Origin of the sequence: Marinobacterium sp. xm-d-530 (genome assembly GCF_013283365.1) — a bacterium.
Lineage (GTDB): Bacteria > Pseudomonadota > Gammaproteobacteria > Pseudomonadales > Balneatricaceae > Marinobacterium_E.
On the sequence record NZ_WBYM01000001.1, the window covers coordinates 20,183 to 39,306 of the forward strand.

The following is a 19,124-nucleotide window of genomic DNA, read 5'->3' on the forward strand; positions in this document are numbered from 1 at the left end:
GACTACATGAAGATTTCTTTTTATCTGACACTTCTGATTTTCACCACTAACAACCTTTTTGCAGGGGAACTAGATGAACTTGATGGATGCCAATTCCCACCTGTAGAGTCCCATCTAGCAAATAGCGAATATTCAGATGAGTTTCTGCAAGAATGGCACTCTAGTGTAGCTACCTGTCATAAAACTCACCCACCTCAAACCCTTTCAATTTACCAATTGTTGATACTGTTAACTGATTACCCTGCTGAAGCGCCAGTAGATGAGTTAAATATTTCTATAGAGTGGAGCAACCTTAACTGGCTCTGGATTGAACAAGAGAAGTATAGGAATGAAAGGCTCAATGCTCTTCACGAAAAGCTGACTGTACACACAGAAAATATTATTAAAGAAAGATTTGTTGGTGACATTAACCCCATTCAACTACTTAACGATAGTAAAGCAGTATGGGAAACATATAGAAGTCTAGCTTGTTTCAACACATTGGGAGACATGAACGACTCAGTGCAAGAAGAAATAAGAGGAAATCCTTGGTATGCCAATTTACTAAATTGTAAAAATGAATTATTGGTTTCCAGAATCCTAGACTTATCTACATTTCTAAGTATTGATGAGTTCCAAGGTTACAGAATGGCGGACCTGAATGAGCTAAGGTATGAGTTTGAATAACGGCGTAATTCCCAGTTCATTGAACATGAAAAAAACGATAAAGCACCATCTTCTTACAACATCTTTGATATCTATTTTGTCAACTATGCCATCAACGTCTTTTTCAGATGAAAATAGACACAAAACATCAGAAATAGAGGGCATGATCCAACACTATGCAATAGAAGCAAACGGCATTGAAAATAAAATCAGCAGAATTACAGACACCTCAAACCATCACTACCTAGTAATTTTCACGGTGGAATATTCTTGCGAAAACAAGAATATGGATACTCTTTCCTGTAGTAATGCCTACAGTCAGCATTTAACTGGATTTATTCAAAACTATAAAATTGAACCAATAACCATAGGTGGGAAATGGCTATTTGAGGCAATAAACATCTCTTTTGATAACGGCCGTGTACAAATAGATGGGTTTAAGTACAGAGAAAACGATCCAGCTTGCTGTCCATCTATACCGTATACGATTGATGGTTATGTTACGGGGGAAAAACTATCTCTAAGTGAAATGCCCTGAGTAAAAATCGTTTCTGCAGCTTTTTTACTTCCACATGATGAGGTTTCCTTCAACACACTGATTGTATCTTTGAACACCATAATCTTGAGAGCTAATAGTTGATAAATATTTAGGCTGAATGGGGTTGGTATATGCACCCTGTACTAACGAACCAATTAACTGTTCTATGAGGGGCGTAATGCGTTTGTATTTGTTTTTGAACTTTCTTTTGAGCGCATCATTTACATTAGTATCCACAAGCCCCTGATTTCTCATTTTTAAGGCCGAAATAGCATTTTCTTCAACCCACTCGCACATCTCTAACTGAGGAGTTGAGAGGTTATATTTTTGGGGCAATGCCCTTTGTGTAAGGGTAGTAGTTAACTCTACAGTTCCAAAATCCCAACCGACAACTTCACCCATAAGACAGTAGTTATACATAAACACACCAAAATCTTTGGCCGCCCAATCAATCTCTGACTCTTGCATTTGATCAGCTTCAAAAGCTAAAACAATATTGTTGTGCGAAACAATAGAAGCTATATCCCTCCAACCATCGTAAGCCTTGTCTGTTTTGATAAGGGCATCTAGCTGACCAGTTACATAATCCTGTGATTTTCCTTTCTGGCGCATCCTCATTACAAGTGAAGACGTTTCCTCCACCCAAGTGCAAATCATCAACTGATCATAATTAAGAGAATAATCATCTGCACTCAACCTTTGGGTTGGTTGAGTTTGAGCCTGTGAATTGAGTGAAGCCAGAGACAATATCAATAGAATGAATACCGAGGACCATGTAGATAAAATCCTGTAAGCACTATTCAACATTCGCACCCTCTTTAAATAATGTAGTCTGATAACTTTTCATCACCAGACATAGCACCACCTATTCTTGCCAGTAGTTTAGCTTCAGCCTGACTTACGCCATCATTAAGTAGATCAATCATGTTTACACTTAAAAACGTTGCACTTCGGTTTAAACAACCCTCAAGATCACTATCCAGCTTGTTTAATTCTAGATACAGGACACATGAAAACTGTGCTTTTACAAAAGGACTTATGTTCGCGTCCATAATTTCGGGGGATTTTCTGTGGGCAAAGTCCACACAACGTTTAGCTAATGCCAATGCCTCAGTATCTGATATCTGGTAACCACCTAACCCTTTAGTCATTGTCATCATATCCGCTAGGGTTGAAGCAGTATTTTCTAAAGAAAAAGAGTCAATTTCTGTTTTAGGCAACGATTCATTACCCTCTCGAATGTTAAGTAATGCATTTAAGATAGAGTGCCCTATTAACATCTCAAAAAAACTTAATGCACCCCACTGGATACCACTTAGCACACCCCATAGCAGACCAATGACAAGCATTAGCACATAGGCCGATTTCTTACTTCGTAGGATTAGAGCGATGACCGCACCGACAGCCAGAAAAATCAAAAAATATGTAAGCATCGTTTTAGTACTCAAGGAAATGAAGATAAAAAGAATATTGTTTTAATACGAGCCGCATTGCAAATAAGTCTGTTATATTAGTCTTAATATTTCCGAATAAAATGTAGTGATAGGTTGGTTATATGCTTAAAGGAGTCGCGTTAAACATAGATGCTCGTGTAGTGAGCGCATTCGCAACGTTGTTAATATTTATTTTGGCTTTTGAAGAAGCCAGAGCGACTCCAACTATCAATCCATCTCAAGGCACTCTAGTTGGAAATAATACAATAATAAGTCCAGACAAAAGGTTTGCTTTGGAAGGCTATACAGGCTGTTACTACAAGCTAACTAAACTTGATACATCTACGATTATTCTTGAAGGGAGCGAGGGTACTCATAGAGAGTGCTTCACACTCATGGGCTTTTCACAAGATAGTTCATTATTTTATGTTTATGACCAGAACTCACTGGATATTGCGGTATTTGATGTCCACGGAAATCTAGTTGTGCGCCCCAAAGTTGCAAGCAACCCTTACATTGAATCCGTATCATTCAGTGAAGATAACAACTCCATTATCGTCCAAACTTCTGCTGATGGAACTGTAATCATAGATTTGGATGATCTGTAAAAGAGTCATAATTCACCCATGCAACAACAGTGTAAAGAGTCACGAAAATAAACTATTGAAGTTGCTTTAAGTTTCAATACTTTTGCTTTTCAGGGATCACACCTCTGACACCGCCTCTGGGATTATCCATATCACCGTCCCTTCTTGGAATTAAATGTATATGGCAATGGAATACAGTCTGTCCGGCTGACTTCCCTGCGTTAATTCCAACATTAAACCCTGTAATGCTCGGATCAACTTTCCTAAGTTGAGATTGCCTAGATTTAATCAACTGTTGGATTGCATTAAGCTCTGGTTGAACTAGGTCAAAGTAATCAGCGACGTGACGCTTAGGGATAATCAGAGTATGACCTTGAGTCACTGGGTAACCATCAAGAAAAGCCAATGCCAACTCGTTCTCTTCAACCACCCTATTAATCACCTCAGTACAAAACGGGCAGGATTTATCTCGTTCGGCATATGTTGATTCAATGTCACGAAAATCAGTTTTATCCCGATCTCCTTTTGAACGGTTGCAGGTATAGCAAAGAGCCTGAAGGTTGGATTCATCATCTGACCCACCAAGATTCTTTGGAACTATATGATCAACATCTAAAGCCTTTTGATCGGCGGGGATTCCACATAGCTCACATCTATGCTTTGCTCGCTGAAGTATTTTATAGCGAACAGACCCCGAAACAGGCATTCTGCGAACGTTTCTATGCTTGAAACGGTTACGGCTTAACTCGGCCTTTAAACGATCCTCACAGAGGCTTATAAGCTCATTAACCTCACTAGTGGACAACTGATCAAAGCCTGCTAACTTGTAGCCTGAAATATTACGCCCATCTTTTAACTTTTCAGTAATACCATGGGTTTTGGTCAATACTTCACCGACCATTACCTTTACACGCTCTTCATAGTATTCAACTTGGGAGTCATCATAAGTGAGGAGGTGTTTAGCAATTTCTTTGGTACTAGCTTCACCAGATGACTTGAGCAACTTAACTAACATTGCAGGCTGGTATATGTGGGAAGTTTGCATTTTTACAGAAATGAAATGCTTTAACGTTTCAAAAAATTCTGACATTTCATCTCCTAATAAAGGATAACTATTTTAGTGATATGTTTTGACTAGAAAACAACATAATCAAAGTTCACTAAACTTATGAGAACAAAAAATTAATAAAAAATCTTCTTGGCGTATTACTTAATACAGTGACTGGGGTTCGCCCCCAGCCCCCTTCACCTGTTCAGAAAATTAACGCACTTAGCAACTACTCAAACCAATCTCATTCTCAATACTGATAAGGTGCTTGTTAATGTTCTTATTCGCTTCATAAAGACTCATGACGACTTCACTGCTCTCAATCCCCTCATGACCGTAGTTAAGCAAATGAGAGCTAACTGAACGCTTTGAGTCATTCCAACCAGCAATAGATGCTATGGACAATACATCTGCTCCTGATGCTTGTGCATTCATTTTGAAAGAGTGTCTCAAACAGTGCCCTGTAGCATTGGAATTGCCGGACAGTGTTCTTATAGTTTTTTTCATGGCCGCAGACGGTGTAGTTTCTGTAACTCTGTTCAGCCATTCAATTGTCTCAATGAGATATTTATGAATTATCTTCCGCCCCAAAACAACAGGGACTAGACGCTTTCTAGCTTCGGATTTAGTGGCATTACGAATGAGTATGTAAGGCACTTCACTATCCAACGAAATATCATCTTCTTTAAGCCTCGCAACTTCACTACTCATCATTCCCGACTGTAGATAAAGCAGAATCAGAGTTGCAATCCTGCCTTCATACAAACTCATGTTTTTATGTAAAAACAGAGAAGTTACTAGAGATTTTTGCTCTGTTACAGTTAAAGGCTTTCTTGGTTTTTTTGGAGTTGGCCTTACATACGGCCTTTCAATAGCCCAGAGTAATCGGTGTTTTTTAGAGCCGAATCTTAGAGCAGCTATAATGTCATTTAGCTCTCTCTCTACTGAAGAAGATTCATTCACTTCCGTCGCTCGCTTATCAGCATAGTCTTGGAGAGAAATAGCTATAGAATCGTTCAAATCCCTCGTTGCGTATTGCTCACCTATAATTGATAGCCAATTAAGCCAATATCTATTTGCTTTGCTTCCATTTCTTGAATTGAGATCAAGCCCCCTATGTATCAGGTACTCATCCCAAAGTTTGGAAAGGGTAACAGGACGCTTACCTTTTTTAGTAACGAGGAGTGTAAATGCTCTTTTACGCGCCAGTTCCTCAACAGTAAGAGCCTGATCAGCATCAATTTTTCTGCCAATCCTATCTAACTCCTGCTCACCCAATATTAATTCGGCTGCAAAATAAGGAGTGCTTGATTCAGGATCGTAAACATACTGCTGGTGAGTTTCTGTAATATCAGGCTCAACTCCAGCTTTTTTTAAAATCAATTTAGCTAATTTATCAACATCATCTGATGTGTAAGCTGAAACATTTGAGTTTTGAATAACCCTGCACTCAATATCAAACAACTCATCTGCTTGAAGCACAGCCTTCTTTAAATCACGATCAGTCGCTTCAGTTGATAGCCCCAAGGAATAGGTGAAGTTCTTCTTACCGGCTAACTCTCTGAGTTTAGTGGGATATGCTCGCTGGTAGTAAAGTTTGTTTGTTCTTGTAATAACGTATTTCATTCGGATGGTTCGCACTTTATCAATCCTCATTAGAGTATGAATCAAGCACTTCCGCAAGATTTTCCGCAAAATACACTAACCCTAAGACATACAAATCCATTTAAAACAATAACTTAAATAAAATTTGCGAGTCCGACCATCGGTACCATTCATTAGGTACAAAGAGAGCATCTAGAGAAAACACGACCACGCGTCGTGTTTTTTTATGCCTAAAATTACTAAGAAAACCTTCCCAGTTACCAAATACTTTATCTAACCCCTAAATATAGAATCACTCAGTGACAGAGTGATGACATATGATCCTTCCCTAGGTATTCTTACTCAATTGTTAACCAGACAGTCAGACAGCGACTGTTCTTTCAGCCACCAAGAGAAAGCGATTTAATGGCAGATGCGCTCTTAAAGATTAATGGCCTGACGAAGGCATACCCGGGTGTTGTCGCCAATAACAATGTCTCTTTCGAAATCAAAAAGGGCGAAGTTCATGCCCTTTTAGGTGAGAACGGTGCCGGTAAAAGCACACTGGTTAAGATGATCTACGGCCTGGTTAAACCTGACTCTGGCCAAATGACACTCAACAACTCCGACTACTCGCCAGTGTCGCCCAACGCGGCTCGCTCATCAGGTGTTGCGATGGTGTTTCAGCACTTCTCCCTTTTCGATGCATTAACCGTTGCTGAAAACATTGCACTGGGCATGGATGACGCACCCAAGCCACGTGAGCTATCCAAAAGTATTGAGCTCGTCTCACATGCCTATGGATTACCGCTTGAGCCAAACCGTATTGTAGGGACCCTGTCGGCGGGTGAACGTCAACGCGTTGAGATTATTCGCTGCTTGTTACAAAACCCTGAGCTTTTGATTATGGATGAACCCACGTCGGTTCTGACTCCCCAAGAGGTCGAGATCCTATTCAAAACTTTGCGCCAGCTTAAAGAGGAAGGTACCTCCATTCTTTACATTTCACACAAGCTTGAAGAGATTCGTGCTCTGTGTGATGAAGCGACCGTACTTCGGCATGGTGAGAAGGTCGCAACCTGTGTGCCGTCAAAAACCACGGCTCGCGAGATGGCGGAGATGATGGTGGGTGCCAGTTTTGCAAACCCGGTTAAATCCAGCCGAAATATTGGTGAAACCATACTCTCTGTTAAAGCCCTCTCTTCGTCCTCACAAGATCAATTTGGCACTTCACTTAAATCGATCAATATCGACCTTAAAGCCGGTGAGATACTGGGTATTGGCGGAGTTGCTGGTAATGGTCAGGATGAACTCCTTTCGGCACTCTCTGGCGAACTTAAAACGAACGCCAACGCCATTCAATTTAATGGCGAACCCATCGGTGAGCTAGGCCCTATCAAACGTCGTCAGCTAGGTCTTCTGAGTGCACCCGAAGAGCGACTAGGCCATGCAGCCGCTCCTGCCATGTCACTGAAAGAGAATACTGTGATTACTGCAGCTCGCCGTATGGGGCTTTTGAAAAGTGGTTTTGTGAACTGGTCTAGCGCCAATGACTATGCCGAAGAGGTTATTGAAGACTTTGACGTGCGCACCCCTGGCACTCACACTCCAGCCGGCTCTTTATCAGGCGGTAACTTACAAAAATTTGTGGTGGGCAGTGAGGTTTTGCAAAAGCCAGAAGTGCTGGTCATTAACCAACCTACTTGGGGAGTCGATGCGGCTGCAGCGGCTTCTATTCGGCAAAAACTATTGGACCTTGCTGATAATGGTGCGGGTGTCGTAGTGATCAGCCAAGATTTGGATGAACTGTTAGAGATCAGTGATCACTTCTGTGCGCTAAATGAGGGCTCACTCTCTGAAATCGTTCCCACTGCAGGGTTAGGTATGGATCAAATAGGTTTGATGATGGGCGGATCAACTGCCTCTTTTGAGGAGAGTGCACAGTGATACGTTTTGAAAAACGGTTAGCGCCGTCACGAACAACCACCATCCTGACTCCGATTATCGCTGTCATCCTTACCATGATTGCCGGCGGCATTATGTTTGCAGCCCTGGGTAAAGATCCGTTTGAAGCTATCCGCATCATCTTTTGGGATCCACTGTTTGATGAGAACTTCGCCTCCTACTCACGACCACAACTACTGGTTAAAGCAGGCCCACTCATTCTTATTGCTATTGGACTGTCGGTCGGTTTTAAAGCGGGCATATGGAATATTGGCGCTGAGGGCCAGTACATTATGGGGGCTATCTTTGGTGCCGCTGCTGCACTGGCCGTCTACCCTGCTGAATCACCCTTTATTTTCCCAGCAATGATCATTGCTGGCGCTTTCGGCGGCTGGCTCTGGGCTATGATCCCTGCAGTTCTTAGAACCAAGTTTAAAACAAATGAGATTCTCGTCTCGTTAATGCTGGTCTACGTTGCTGAATCGATTCTAGCTTCCGTAGCGCAAGGCCTATTAAAGAACCCTGACGGATACGGATTCCCGGGTTCACGCAACCTGCAACAGTACCCAAGTGCGTTCAATGGTGAAGTGATTGCCAATTCCGGCATGCACTGGGGCGTCATCAGTGCATTTATTGCGGTGATCTTTACCTACGTCATGATGACTCGCCACATTCGTGGGTTTGAAGTTCGTCTAATGGGTGAAGCACCTAAAGCAGCCCAATTTGCCGGTGTTTCTACGACACGTCTAATTGTCTTCTGTCTTGGTTTCTCTGGAGCCTTGGCGGGTCTAGCAGGAATGTTTGAAGTGGCAGGCCCAGCAGGCCAAATCACCATCGACTTCAACTCTGGATACGGCTTTACAGCCATCATCGTTGCCTTCTTAGGACGACTTCACCCAGTGGGTATTCTGTTAGCTGGTCTATTAATGGCACTGACTTACATCGGCGGTGAATTAGCACAGTTGATGTTGGGACTTCCCGGCGCCTCCATCCAGCTATTCCAAGGTATGTTGCTTCTATTCTTGCTGGCGACGGATATGTTTACCAACTACCGAATTCGATTGGGAGCGGCTCAATAATGGATCTTCCAGGAATCAGCCCCGTCCTTTTGATCGCCTCTTTAATGGTTTCAGCCACTCCGATCTTGCTGGCTGCCATTGGTGAGACCGTCGTAGAAAAGTCCGGCGTGCTTAACCTAGGTGTTGAAGGCATGATGATTGTCGGTGCGGTGGTAGGTTTTATAACCGCTGTCAATACAACTAGCCCTGCCCTGGGGTTCGTAACGGCGGCTATTGCAGGTGCGTTGCTATCGACTATCTTCGCAACCTTGGTGCTCTTCTTTAAATCGAACCAAGTGGCGACTGGCTTGGGGTTAACCTTAGTCGGCTTAGGTATCTCTGCGCTGTTGGGTAAACCTTATGAAGGGATCAAGTCACCCACCCTTCAAGCCTTCGAGATTCCCGTTCTATCAGACATCCCTGTATTGGGGCCTATGCTGTTCTCACACGATCCAATGGTCTATATCTCTATTCTGATCGTGGCAGCCGTTTGGTTTGTTCTTAAGTACACGCGCATCGGTTTGGTACTTCGCGCAGTAGGTGAAAATCACGATGCTGCTCACGCCCTGGGCTATAAGGTTATCCGCATCCGTTTCATGGCGATCATGTTCGGTGGTGCTTGTGCTGGCTTGGGCGGTGCATACATCAGTCTGGTTCGTGTCCCACAGTGGACCGAGGGTATGACAGCGGGTGCGGGTTGGATCGCACTGGCAATTGTTGTATTCGCCAGCTGGAAGCCTTGGCGAGCACTATTGGGCGCTTATCTATTTGGTGGCATCACCGTGCTGCAGCTTAATCTGCAAGCAGCTGGTGTCGCAATTCCAGTTGAGTACTTGTCTATGTCACCGTTTTTGATAACAATTCTTGTACTGGTCATTATTTCGGCAAAAGGGAATCACGGGGCACCCGCCTCCCTTGGCCGCCTGTTCCACGCCTCAAACTGAGGTTAAAAAACTCACTAGGGAGAAACCTATGAAACTTAATAAACTACTAATTCTAGTAGTAATAGTAGCGGTTGCTGTTGCTGCATTCTTTGCGCTCAACAAAGCCGACAAAGAAGAAACCGTTGCTGAGAAGTCAGATGATAAAGTCAAAGTTGGCTTTGTATTTGTTGGCCCTGTGGGTGACGGTGGCTGGACTTACGAGCACAACCAAGGCCGCCTAGCGGTTGAGAAGCACTTCGGTGATCGCGTTGAAACGATCTACCAAGAGAGCGTTCCAGAAGGTGCTGACTCTGAACGTGTTATGACCCAGATGGCTGCTCAAGGCGCTGATCTGATCTTCACAACCTCGTTCGGTTACATGGATCCAACCATCAATGTTGCTAAGAAGTTCCCTAAAGTGAAGTTCGAGCACGCGACTGGCTACAAGCAAGCAGACAACGTATCTGTCTACTCTGCTCGTTTCTATGAAGGCCGTGCAGTACAGGGTCACATCGCGGGTAAAATGACTAAAACCAACAAAATTGGTTACATCGGTTCATTCCCAATCCCAGAGGTAATCCGTGGCATTAACTCGGCTTACATCCACGCTAAGAAAGCGAATCCAAATGTCGAGTTCAACGTTGTTTGGGCTTACACTTGGTTCGATCCAGCTAAAGAAGCAGATGCAGCTAAAGCTCTAATCGAGCAAGGCGCTGACGTTATCCTTCAGCACACTGACTCAACTGCACCACAGGCTGCTGCACAGGAAGCGGGCAACGTAATCACTTTCGGTCAGGCATCTGACATGGCTGAATACGGTCCAATGCCACGCGTTTCATCGATCATCGATAACTGGGCACCATACTACATCGCACGTACTCAAGCAGTTCTAGACGGTACTTGGGAATCAGTAAACACTTGGGACGGTATCGGCGCTGGCATGGTTGGCATCGGCGAGATCTCGTCTGCAGTACCTGCAGACGTGAAAGCTGAAGCAATCGCACTACGTGATGCACTAGCTTCTGGTGAATACCACGCATTCACTGGCCCAATCAACAAGCAAGACGGTTCTGCTTGGTTGGCTGAAGGCGAAACAGCGGATGATGGTACTCTTGCAGGCATGAACTTCTACGTAGAAGGCCTAAAAGGTTCTATCCCACAATAAGCTGAAATTGCTTTGAAAGAGCCCTGGTAACTGAGTTGCCGGGGCTTTTTTATGGGCAACTATTTGAAGTTGTCTGGGCATCAATTTGAGTGGAAAGTGTGTTTAAATAAGACTTAGTTCAAACAATGTGATGATTATGGAATTAGATCTAACACCATTTAACAACGCTCTTAAGAAGCTAATAGAAGGATTGGAGCGTTATCAGCTTGATACCTCAGACGATCAAGTCCGTGACGGTTTAATTCAACGCTTTGAATTCACGTACGAACTCGCACATAAGATGATTCGCCGGTACCTTGTTGAGAGTTCCGCCAACAGTGACAGTATTAATGAACTCAGTTTTCAGGGTTTAATTCGCACGGCTTCTGATAAGAAATTAATTAAAGGCAACTGGTCAGATTGGAGCACTTATCGAGAGATGAGGGGTAAAACTAGCCATACTTATGACGAAAGCGTTGCCATCCAAGTAGTGGAAGGAATTCCAGCTTTTATTGATGAAGCTGTTCACCTGCAAAAGATCTTAACGAACAAATGCCAGAACTCAATCTAGATCATTTACGGATCAATGAGCACGAATTAGAGACAGTAAGAGGCATCCTTGAATCGGAAGTCCCTGGTATCTCAGTCATCGCTTTTGGTTCCAGAGTAACTGGAAATGCTCGTCCCTACTCAGACCTAGATTTAGCTATTATGACTGAGACCCCTCTTGGCTTAAGCAAGATTGCTGCGATCAAAGATGCATTTGATCGGTGTGACCTAGTTTGGCCGGTAGACATTGTAGACTGGTCTACAACCTCTGAACGATTTAGAAAGATCATAAAAGATTCATACGTTCGAGTTCAGTGAAGTTCAAACAAAAAAGGCCACCTTACGGTAGCCATTTTTATTTGGTGGAGCCTAGGAGGATCGAACTCCTGACCTCTTCGCTGCCAGCGAAGCGCTCTCCCAGCTGAGCTAAGGCCCCATCAGAGCAAGCAGGATATTAATCAAACCGAACAGCCCTTGCAACTGCTAATCTCTCAAGAGTGCGAGAGAGATAATAATTTTCATTCTGAAATAAATTCACAATATGAAATATTCACTATTTGAAAAACTTACTGCATCATGAAAAATACACTAACTAGATGACAATATTATTGAGAAGCCCAAAATGAGTGAAACTTCCGGATCAAAAATACAGGTAATCGATCGTGCCGTTCAAATCTTAGAAGCACTGGCCCGCTACTCGAAACCGGTTAAGTTAAAGATCCTCAGTGCCGAAACGGGACTTCACCCTTCAACTGTTCACCGCATTTTGCACTCTCTCAGCGACAATAAATTCGTTGAAGCAAGCGGTAATGGTGAATATCGCCTTGGCCAAAAGCTGATACAGCTGACTAGCGGCTTGCACTCAGAAGTCGATATTCGTGCCGTTGCCCTGCCCCACATGGAAGCACTGCGTGATAGGACAGGCGAAACGGTAAACCTGACATTGCGCGAAGGCGATGTCGTCATCTATTTCGAGAAAGCGACGCCCAACCGGATGATGCACGTTAACCAACTGATCGGAAGCCGCGCACCCCTGCATGTCACAGCAGTCGGAAAGCTGATGCTAGGCCTGGGTGGCGATTCCAGTATCGATGGTTATGCAAAACGAACTAATCTTCCTGCTTACACTCGAAACACGCTTAGCGACATCGACGCCCTTAAAAAAGTCTGTCACGAATCGGTTGAACGAGGCTATTCACTAGACGATGAAGAGGCCGAAATTGGCGTGGGTTGTATTGGCGTGCTGATTTACGATCGTAACGGAAAGGTGGCTGCAGGACTCTCTGTGTCAGCCCCCATTGAACGACGTAAAGAGGAGTGGATAGCTGACCTAAAGGCAACGGGAGAGCGAATTTCTGAGCAGTTGGGGTTTAGATCTTAGTTGAGCACCAGACAGGCATTTAAACCTGTCTGGTTTTCTCATTAAACGATCGAGCGAAACTCTTTCTCCCAAGCCTTCGTCTGCTTCTTGGACGGGCCACCGACGATGTCCAACGCATGACGCAAGCGAGCACGGCTCATATCCGGACCCAGAATCGACATTGAATCTACGACAGAGACAGACTGTGACGTACCTGCAATCGCGACAAACAGCGGGAATAGGAAGTCACGGATCTTGAACTCCATCGCATCACTCAAGCCTTTTAGGCTATTAAAGAGTGAGTCACGATCCCATTCGCGCTGCTGATCAAGATGCCATACTGCAAATTGCAGAATACGACGAACATCTTCCTCTTGAAGCGACTTATGAGCAAAGCTCTCTAAGGTGATTGGCATCATGCCCGACAGGAAGAAACTCGCTAAAGGTGCCACATCAGAGAACTTCTCAACACGTGGTTGGATCAGTGGAATAATCTGCATCAGATACTCTGGATTAAGTGCCCACTTCTGGAACTCAGCGGCAAATGCAGCAGGATCCAACTCTTCACGAATCCATAGGCCGTTCAACCAGCTCAGCTTCTCCTGATCGAAAACAGGACCACCGAGTGATACACGCTGGATATCGAAGTTTTCGAACATCTGATCACGAGTGAACTTCTCAGACTCGTCTGGCATCGACCAACCCATACGGCCAAGGTAGTTCAACAACGCTTCTGGTAGGTAACCCATGCGTTTGTAGAACAGGATCGAAGTTGGGTTCTTGCGCTTGGAGAGCTTTGACTTATCAGGGTTACGCAACAACGGCATGTGGCAAAGCTGAGGCATATCCCAGCCAAAGTACTGGTATAGCAACTTGTGCTTAGGCGCCGAGTTAATCCACTCCTCACCACGAATCACGTGCGTGATCTCCATTAAGTGATCATCAACTACGTTCGCTAAATGATAGGTTGGCATGCCATCAGATTTCAGAAGAATCTGCGCGTCTACTAAAGCCCAGTCAAGCTCAATGGTACCGCGAAGCATGTCATCAACTTCACACACACCGTCAACAGGCACCTTCATACGAACAACGAATGGCGCACCCGCAGCCTGACGTTTCTCAACCTCATCTGCAGGTAGAGCCAAATCACACTCTTTAAGCGCACGATTTATGCCCTGCTCTTTTAGAGATGCACGTAGCTGATCAAGCTCCTCTCCGGTACGGTAACAGATGAAGGCATTACCCTCTTCAACAAGACGCATCGCAAAGTCTTTGTAGGCATCTTTTCGCTCAGACTGACGGTAAGGACCGTGCGGACCACCCACATCTGGACCCTCATCCCATTCCAAACCTAACCAGCGCATAGAGTCGAGGATTGCCTGCTCAGACTCAGGCGTTGAACGAGTCTGATCGGTATCTTCGATTCGCAGAATAAATTGGCCGCCATGCTGGCGAGCAAAGGCAAGGTTAAACAGTGCGATGTAGGCAGTACCTACGTGTGGATCGCCTGTTGGAGATGGAGCAACACGTGTACGAACGGTCATAAACTTAATAGATCCGAAAATTAATAATGGCGTGAATTATAAAGAACTGTTGTCTGATCTTAAACCGACATTTCAGCTCTTCGCGGCCTCTTCAAACTGCGCGATGGCTGCTTCCGTCATCTCATCACTCAATAGATCATTCAGCAAGGCACCCGGAATCGTAAAGCAACGATGACCGAGCGTGACCAAATGCTCGAACTGATCGATCGAGCGCAGGCTTGCGACTAGGATCTTTGTATTCTGGCAGGCAGCGCGCAAGCCAGCTAAGATAACTTCCACATCACGATTCGACTCAGCCAATCGGGCATAATAAGGCGCAGCATAAGCAGCGCCTAGGCGTTCTGCTGCAGCTCCTAAATGGACTGAGTAGACACCGGTAATGGTCGTACGCTCAGGCACGGCTAATTGGGTTGCCAGAGCGAAGCCTTTTTCATTGGCTGGGATTTTGACGAGGGTGTTATCACTGATCGAAAGAATCTTCTCCGCCATTGCTTCCCAATCATCACCAAACACCTGTAGCTGAAGGTGGTTAAACCCTAGATCCATCGCTTGATCAAGCAGCGCTTTATAGGTGTCGATTGAGCAGTGCAGACCGGCTCTCTGAATAAGAAGTGGATTGGTCGTAACGGCCGAAAATAGGCCAGTTGGTGATACTCTCTTCCAATCTTTTACGTCAGCACTATCAAGCAACCATTCCATGAGGTTAAAATCCACTTATAAAACTAAAGTTTGACATTATAGAGCGTTATAACGCTCTACTTAAGGAGTTTTGATGTTTTTGTGTTGCGGCGATGCCTTGTATGACGTTTTCCCTGGCGATTCTGCCTCTACTGGTCAGGTGACATTAAATGCGACGGTGGGTGGATCCCCCCTGAATGTCGCTATCGGCCTAGCACGCATGGGCAACCCTACCGGTTATTTAACCGCAAACTCCAACGATCCATTGGGTCAAAAATTGGCGGGGCACCTTGCTGCTAACGGCGTAGAGACTAAGTTCTTAGCCAGTAGCGATCTCAACACGTCACTGGCGATGATCGCTCTCAACGAAAATGGCCACCCTGCCTACTCTTTTTACATCGATGGTTGTGCAGATGTCTCTTTAACTCAAGAGCAGTGCCCAGATCCCTCTCTGTTTACAGCCATCTCGTTAGGCTCCTACAGCACGGTTGTTGAACCGGGTGCAAGCACACTGGAGTGGTTTGCCAGTGAGGCACGTAACGCGGGTGCGTTAATTGCTTATGACCCGAATGTACGCCCAAGCATTCAACCAGACCCCGCTGTATGGCAGGCAAAGATTGATCGTTTAGGCAAAATCGCTCACGTAATGAAGATGTCCGATGAGGATATCGAGTTCTTATCACCTGGCAGTTCCATCGAAGATTACGCTAAAGCGTGTTTGGCTTTAGGCCCACGCTGGGTGTTTGTTACTCAGGGTGGTGACGGAGCGCATGCTTTTGGAGCCAAAGGAGAGTACTTCCACTCACCGGCACCAAAGATTACCGTTAAAGATACCGTTGGGGCAGGTGATACCTTCCAGGCTGGATTAATTCACGAAATATTCCAACAAGGTGGCCCTGATAATCTGGATAACCTTGATGCGGCAAAACTGATAAAATTTGCAGCCCATGCTGCGGCAGTAACCTGTGAGCGAAATGGTGGTGATTTGCCAATGCTTGCCGATATTTCAGCGCGTTTTGGTGATTTGAGTTAACCGATGTTGGAGCGGTCTTGAAAAGGCCGCGATTCTTGCAAGTCTGATCGCCTCATCTTCGATAAGGCTCCAACAGATACAGTGTAATTAGAGAGTAGGGTCAGACCGAAGGTCAGACCTTGGTGTGTTTAATGACTACAACAAGCTTCTCCCGCAAATTTTCAGTCGCTCCCATGATGGATTGGACGACGCGTGATTGTCGTTTCTTTCATCGCCTGATGTCTCGCCATACTTTGCTGTATACCGAAATGGTGACGACGGGTGCACTGATTCATAACGACCCTGCTCGCTGGTTGGACTATAACGCCGAGGAACACCCGCTTGCACTGCAGCTTGGAGGTAGTAATCCTGAGGATCTCGCTAAGTGCACAAAGTTTGCCGAAGAGTGGGGTTACGATGAGGTGAACCTTAATGTGGGCTGCCCGTCGGATCGTGTCCAGAACAATATGATCGGTGCCTGCTTAATGGCACACCCTCAATTAGTTAAAGAGTGTTTGGGCGAGATGCAGGCAGCGGTATCAATCCCAGTGACCGTTAAACACCGTTTAGGCATAGATGATCTCGACAGCTACGAGCTGCTAGAGCAGTTTGTTGAGACGGTTGCTGAAAGCGGTATCAACAGCTTCACCATCCACGCTCGTAAAGCCATTCTGGATGGCTTAAGCCCTAAACAGAACCGCGAAGTACCACCGCTTATCTACGACAATGTCTATAAGATCAAACAGCGGTTTCCAGAGTTAGAGGTTGTGATCAACGGTGGCATCAAAACACTGGATGAGTGCGAAGAGCACCTGCAGCATGTAGATGGTGTGATGATTGGGCGTGAAGCTTACCAAAACCCCTACCCGCTTCTTAGCCAAGTAGACTCAAGACTCTTTGGTGAAACTGGCACACCGCTTGCTAGAACCGAAGTGGCAGAGCAGTTCATCCCTTACATTGAACGGGCCATGGCCAATGGCCATTCGCTCTATGGTGTGGTGAAACATTTGCTAGGACTATTTCATGGCGAGCGCGGTGGTAAGCAGTTTAGACGCCATCTCAGTGAAAACGGACATAAACGCGAAGCGGGTGTTGAAACCTTCCGCGAAGCTCTTAAATTTGTAACAGAGTAACGATACTCTAAGTCGATCAGCTACAAGGACGAGATAGATGAATCAACTAGACCAACTTAAATCCATGACCACCGTCGTTGCCGACACTGGTGACATTGATGCTATTCGACAGTTCACGCCACAGGATGCGACCACCAACCCCTCACTGCTTCTAAAAGCGAGTGAAGATCCTAAGTACGCTCACCTGCTAGAACAGTCGATCAACTGGGCTAAAGTACAGGGCGGAAGTGACAGTGAGCAGCTGGCTAACATGACCGACCACCTCGCAGTTTTGATTGGTAGTGAGATCACTAAAATTGTACCGGGCTACATCTCTACCGAGGTTGATGCACGCTTCTCTTTCGATACTCAAGCGACACTTAAAAAGGCCTACCGTCTGATTGAGCTTTATGAAGCGCAGGGCATTAGCAAAGACCGTGTGCTAATTAAGATTGCTTCAACTTGGGAAGGCATCCAAGCCGCTCGTGAACTCGAGAAGAACGGCATCCGTTGTAACCTGACGCTGTTATTCGGATTTGCTCAGGCACAGGCTTGTGCCGATGCTGGTGCTTACCTGATTTCACCTTTTGTCGGTCGTATTTTGGACTGGTACAAAAAGCAGACTCCTGACGCTGATTTCACTGGTGATAATGACCCTGGCGTGCAGTCAGTGACGCGTATCTACAACTACTACAAAGCGAATGGCTACGACACCGTTGTCATGGGCGCCAGCTTCCGTAATACCGGCGAGATCATCTCTTTAGCGGGTTGTGATCGTCTCACCATTGGTCCAAGCCTACTTGAAGAGCTAGCTGCTGCGACAGGTTCTATCGAACAGCGTCTCGTTGCAGCGAATGCTAGCAGCCAGGATGCCAAAGTGGGCCCAACCGAATCAGCGTTCCGTTGGGGCATGAACGAAGACGCTATGGCGACTGAAAAGCTGTCAGAGGGTATTCGTAACTTCGCGATCGATCAGGTTAAGTTAGAGAAGCTGTTAGCTTCAAAGGCCTAACTGTTGGAGCGGTCTTAAAAAGGCCGCGATTCATTCCAAATCCAATCGCCTCATCTTCGATAAGGCTCCAACAACCTGTTGAAGCGGTCTTTCAAAGGCCGCGATTACCTTTAGTCCTAATCGCCTCATCTTCGATAAGGCTCCAACAGCTCTCCAATGTTGGAGCGGTCTTTCAAAGGCCGCGATGATATTTTAGGCTACTCTGAAATTGGCTTCATCAACCTCTCTGAGCGCCAAACTCTGACGACTGTAATCCAATTTTCTGTGATTCGATAAACGACTCGATATGGAGGACGGATGAGCTCCCTCAGTGTATCGACTTGGAACTCAGGAACAACTCGCCCCATTTTAGGGTTTTCTAACACCAACTCCATTGCGTGAATAAGATCACCCACTATCTCTTCGCCTCTCACCTCTAAACCTTCAGATTTGAAGTGTTCCAATATCTCTTTTAGATCCGTTCGAGCTGAGTAAGTGAATTTGATCTGCACGATTTAGATCCCGAGATCCGCTTTAAGCTCATCGAGGGTTAGAGTTTTCTCCTGCTTTTCTTCCAACAAACCTTTAGCGACGGCTTTAACAAACTCTAACTGATCACTCTGCTCTTCAAACTCAGCTAAGCTTTGAATAACAGCAACACCACGACCGCGACTGGTTAACAGAACAGGACGTTTGGCTGTTTGTGTATGTGTGACCACTTTTCCTGGATTAACCTTTAAATCCTTCAGCGGGACGATATCTTCTGAGAAACGCATTAAGAAACCTTTTAGCTGGACCTGTTAATAGAACCTTTATACTAGACATTAGTTTTTGATTCTGCAATTCGTTAGAGGAAGCTCGCTAAAGCTGGGATCACTCTAGATCTAATCGCTGCATCTGCGATAAAACTAAAACCACCTGTTGGAGCGGTCTTATAAAGGCCGCGATTTATTTTATTAGATTTTCTATCGCCT

Annotated in this window: 21 protein-coding genes and 1 tRNA gene; 13 read left to right on the forward strand and 9 right to left on the reverse strand. The window is 45.2% G+C overall.

The window, feature by feature from the left end; genetic code table 11:
* Positions 1–6 precede the first annotated feature (6 nt).
* Together XMD530_RS00115 and XMD530_RS00120 are read left to right on the forward strand one after the other, a co-directional pair.
* The gene (locus tag XMD530_RS00115) at positions 7–666 is read left to right on the forward strand and encodes a hypothetical protein (RefSeq protein ID WP_173506507.1); all 660 of its coding nucleotides are present in this window, start codon (positions 7–9) and stop codon (positions 664–666) included.
* On the forward strand, positions 653–1,183 hold the full coding sequence (locus XMD530_RS00120; protein WP_173506508.1) for a hypothetical protein: 531 nt from the start codon (positions 653–655) through the stop codon (positions 1,181–1,183). The genes XMD530_RS00115 and XMD530_RS00120 overlap by 14 nt, the downstream gene beginning before the upstream one ends.
* Before the next feature lie 24 nt (positions 1,184–1,207).
* On the opposite strand, the gene XMD530_RS00125 is transcribed toward XMD530_RS00120, so the two are convergent.
* Entirely contained in the window at positions 1,208–1,990 is a 783-nt protein-coding gene (locus XMD530_RS00125; protein ID WP_173506509.1) for a hypothetical protein, read from the reverse strand.
* A gap of 11 nt (positions 1,991–2,001) precedes the next feature.
* Entirely contained in the window at positions 2,002–2,616 is a 615-nt protein-coding gene (locus XMD530_RS00130) for a hypothetical protein (protein WP_173506510.1), read from the reverse strand.
* 122 nt (positions 2,617–2,738) lie between these two features.
* Between XMD530_RS00130 and XMD530_RS00135 the strand changes: the two genes are divergently transcribed.
* Positions 2,739–3,224 (forward strand): WD40 repeat domain-containing protein, encoded by a 486-nt coding sequence (locus XMD530_RS00135; RefSeq protein ID WP_173506511.1) that lies wholly within the window; start codon positions 2,739–2,741, stop codon positions 3,222–3,224.
* A gap of 73 nt (positions 3,225–3,297) precedes the next feature.
* On the opposite strand, the gene XMD530_RS00140 is transcribed toward XMD530_RS00135, so the two are convergent.
* Complete coding sequence (locus tag XMD530_RS00140) at positions 3,298–4,293, reverse strand: HIT family protein (protein WP_173506512.1); 996 nt, start codon at positions 4,291–4,293, stop codon at positions 3,298–3,300.
* Between the two features lie 180 nt (positions 4,294–4,473).
* Positions 4,474–5,877 carry a tyrosine-type recombinase/integrase gene (locus XMD530_RS00145; protein WP_173506513.1) on the reverse strand — a complete coding sequence of 468 codons (1,404 nt, stop codon included), beginning with the start codon at positions 5,875–5,877 and terminating at the stop codon, positions 4,474–4,476.
* Between the two features lie 384 nt (positions 5,878–6,261).
* On the opposite strand from XMD530_RS00145, the gene XMD530_RS00150 reads away from it, so the two are divergent.
* The 6 genes from XMD530_RS00150 (at position 6,262) to XMD530_RS00175 (ending at position 11,771) form a co-directional block, all read left to right on the forward strand.
* Positions 6,262–7,782, forward strand: coding sequence for an ABC transporter ATP-binding protein (locus XMD530_RS00150; protein ID WP_173506514.1), 1,521 nt, complete (start codon positions 6,262–6,264; stop codon positions 7,780–7,782).
* The gene (locus XMD530_RS00155; RefSeq protein WP_173506515.1) at positions 7,779–8,858 is read left to right on the forward strand and encodes an ABC transporter permease; all 1,080 of its coding nucleotides are present in this window, start codon (positions 7,779–7,781) and stop codon (positions 8,856–8,858) included. The genes XMD530_RS00150 and XMD530_RS00155 overlap by 4 nt, the downstream gene beginning before the upstream one ends.
* The gene (locus XMD530_RS00160) at positions 8,858–9,781 is read left to right on the forward strand and encodes an ABC transporter permease (protein ID WP_173506516.1); all 924 of its coding nucleotides are present in this window, start codon (positions 8,858–8,860) and stop codon (positions 9,779–9,781) included. The genes XMD530_RS00155 and XMD530_RS00160 overlap by 1 nt, the downstream gene beginning before the upstream one ends.
* 28 nt (positions 9,782–9,809) lie before the next feature.
* A complete protein-coding gene (locus tag XMD530_RS00165; protein WP_173506517.1) occupies positions 9,810–10,925 on the forward strand; it encodes a BMP family ABC transporter substrate-binding protein in 1,116 nt (371 codons plus the stop codon).
* 136 nt (positions 10,926–11,061) lie between these two features.
* Positions 11,062–11,475, forward strand: coding sequence for a nucleotidyltransferase substrate binding protein (locus XMD530_RS00170; RefSeq protein WP_217361984.1), 414 nt, complete (start codon positions 11,062–11,064; stop codon positions 11,473–11,475).
* Positions 11,457–11,771, forward strand: coding sequence for a nucleotidyltransferase family protein (locus XMD530_RS00175; RefSeq protein ID WP_173505641.1), 315 nt, complete (start codon positions 11,457–11,459; stop codon positions 11,769–11,771). The genes XMD530_RS00170 and XMD530_RS00175 overlap by 19 nt, the downstream gene beginning before the upstream one ends.
* A gap of 42 nt (positions 11,772–11,813) precedes the next feature.
* Here XMD530_RS00175 and XMD530_RS00180 read toward each other — a convergent pair.
* A tRNA-Ala gene (locus tag XMD530_RS00180) sits at positions 11,814–11,889 on the reverse strand.
* A 186-nt stretch (positions 11,890–12,075) separates the two neighbouring features.
* On the opposite strand from XMD530_RS00180, the gene XMD530_RS00185 reads away from it, so the two are divergent.
* Positions 12,076–12,834 carry an IclR family transcriptional regulator gene (locus tag XMD530_RS00185; RefSeq protein ID WP_173506518.1) on the forward strand — a complete coding sequence of 253 codons (759 nt, stop codon included), beginning with the start codon at positions 12,076–12,078 and terminating at the stop codon, positions 12,832–12,834.
* Between the two features lie 41 nt (positions 12,835–12,875).
* Here the strand turns inward: XMD530_RS00185 and gltX are convergent, their stop codons facing one another.
* A complete protein-coding gene (gene gltX / locus XMD530_RS00190) occupies positions 12,876–14,357 on the reverse strand; it encodes a glutamate--tRNA ligase (protein WP_173480614.1) in 1,482 nt (493 codons plus the stop codon).
* 72 nt (positions 14,358–14,429) lie between these two features.
* Entirely contained in the window at positions 14,430–15,056 is a 627-nt protein-coding gene (locus XMD530_RS00195) for a transaldolase family protein (RefSeq protein ID WP_173488612.1), read from the reverse strand.
* A gap of 73 nt (positions 15,057–15,129) precedes the next feature.
* Here XMD530_RS00195 and XMD530_RS00200 point away from each other — a divergent pair, with 73 nt between their 5' ends.
* The 3 genes from XMD530_RS00200 (at position 15,130) to tal (ending at position 18,171) form a co-directional block, all read left to right on the forward strand.
* A complete protein-coding gene (locus XMD530_RS00200; RefSeq protein WP_173488611.1) occupies positions 15,130–16,068 on the forward strand; it encodes a carbohydrate kinase in 939 nt (312 codons plus the stop codon).
* Between the two features lie 131 nt (positions 16,069–16,199).
* Positions 16,200–17,180 carry a tRNA dihydrouridine(20/20a) synthase DusA gene (gene dusA / locus XMD530_RS00205; protein WP_173480611.1) on the forward strand — a complete coding sequence of 327 codons (981 nt, stop codon included), beginning with the start codon at positions 16,200–16,202 and terminating at the stop codon, positions 17,178–17,180.
* Positions 17,181–17,217: 37 nt separating this feature from the next.
* A complete protein-coding gene (gene tal / locus XMD530_RS00210) occupies positions 17,218–18,171 on the forward strand; it encodes a transaldolase (protein ID WP_173480610.1) in 954 nt (317 codons plus the stop codon).
* A gap of 197 nt (positions 18,172–18,368) precedes the next feature.
* Here tal and XMD530_RS00215 read toward each other — a convergent pair whose 3' ends face one another.
* Positions 18,369–18,662, reverse strand: coding sequence for a type II toxin-antitoxin system RelE/ParE family toxin (locus XMD530_RS00215; RefSeq protein ID WP_173488610.1), 294 nt, complete (start codon positions 18,660–18,662; stop codon positions 18,369–18,371).
* A 3-nt stretch (positions 18,663–18,665) separates the two neighbouring features.
* Positions 18,666–18,926, reverse strand: a complete 261-nt coding sequence (locus XMD530_RS00220) for a type II toxin-antitoxin system Phd/YefM family antitoxin (protein WP_173480608.1) — start codon at positions 18,924–18,926, stop codon at positions 18,666–18,668.
* Positions 18,927–19,124 lie beyond the last annotated feature (198 nt).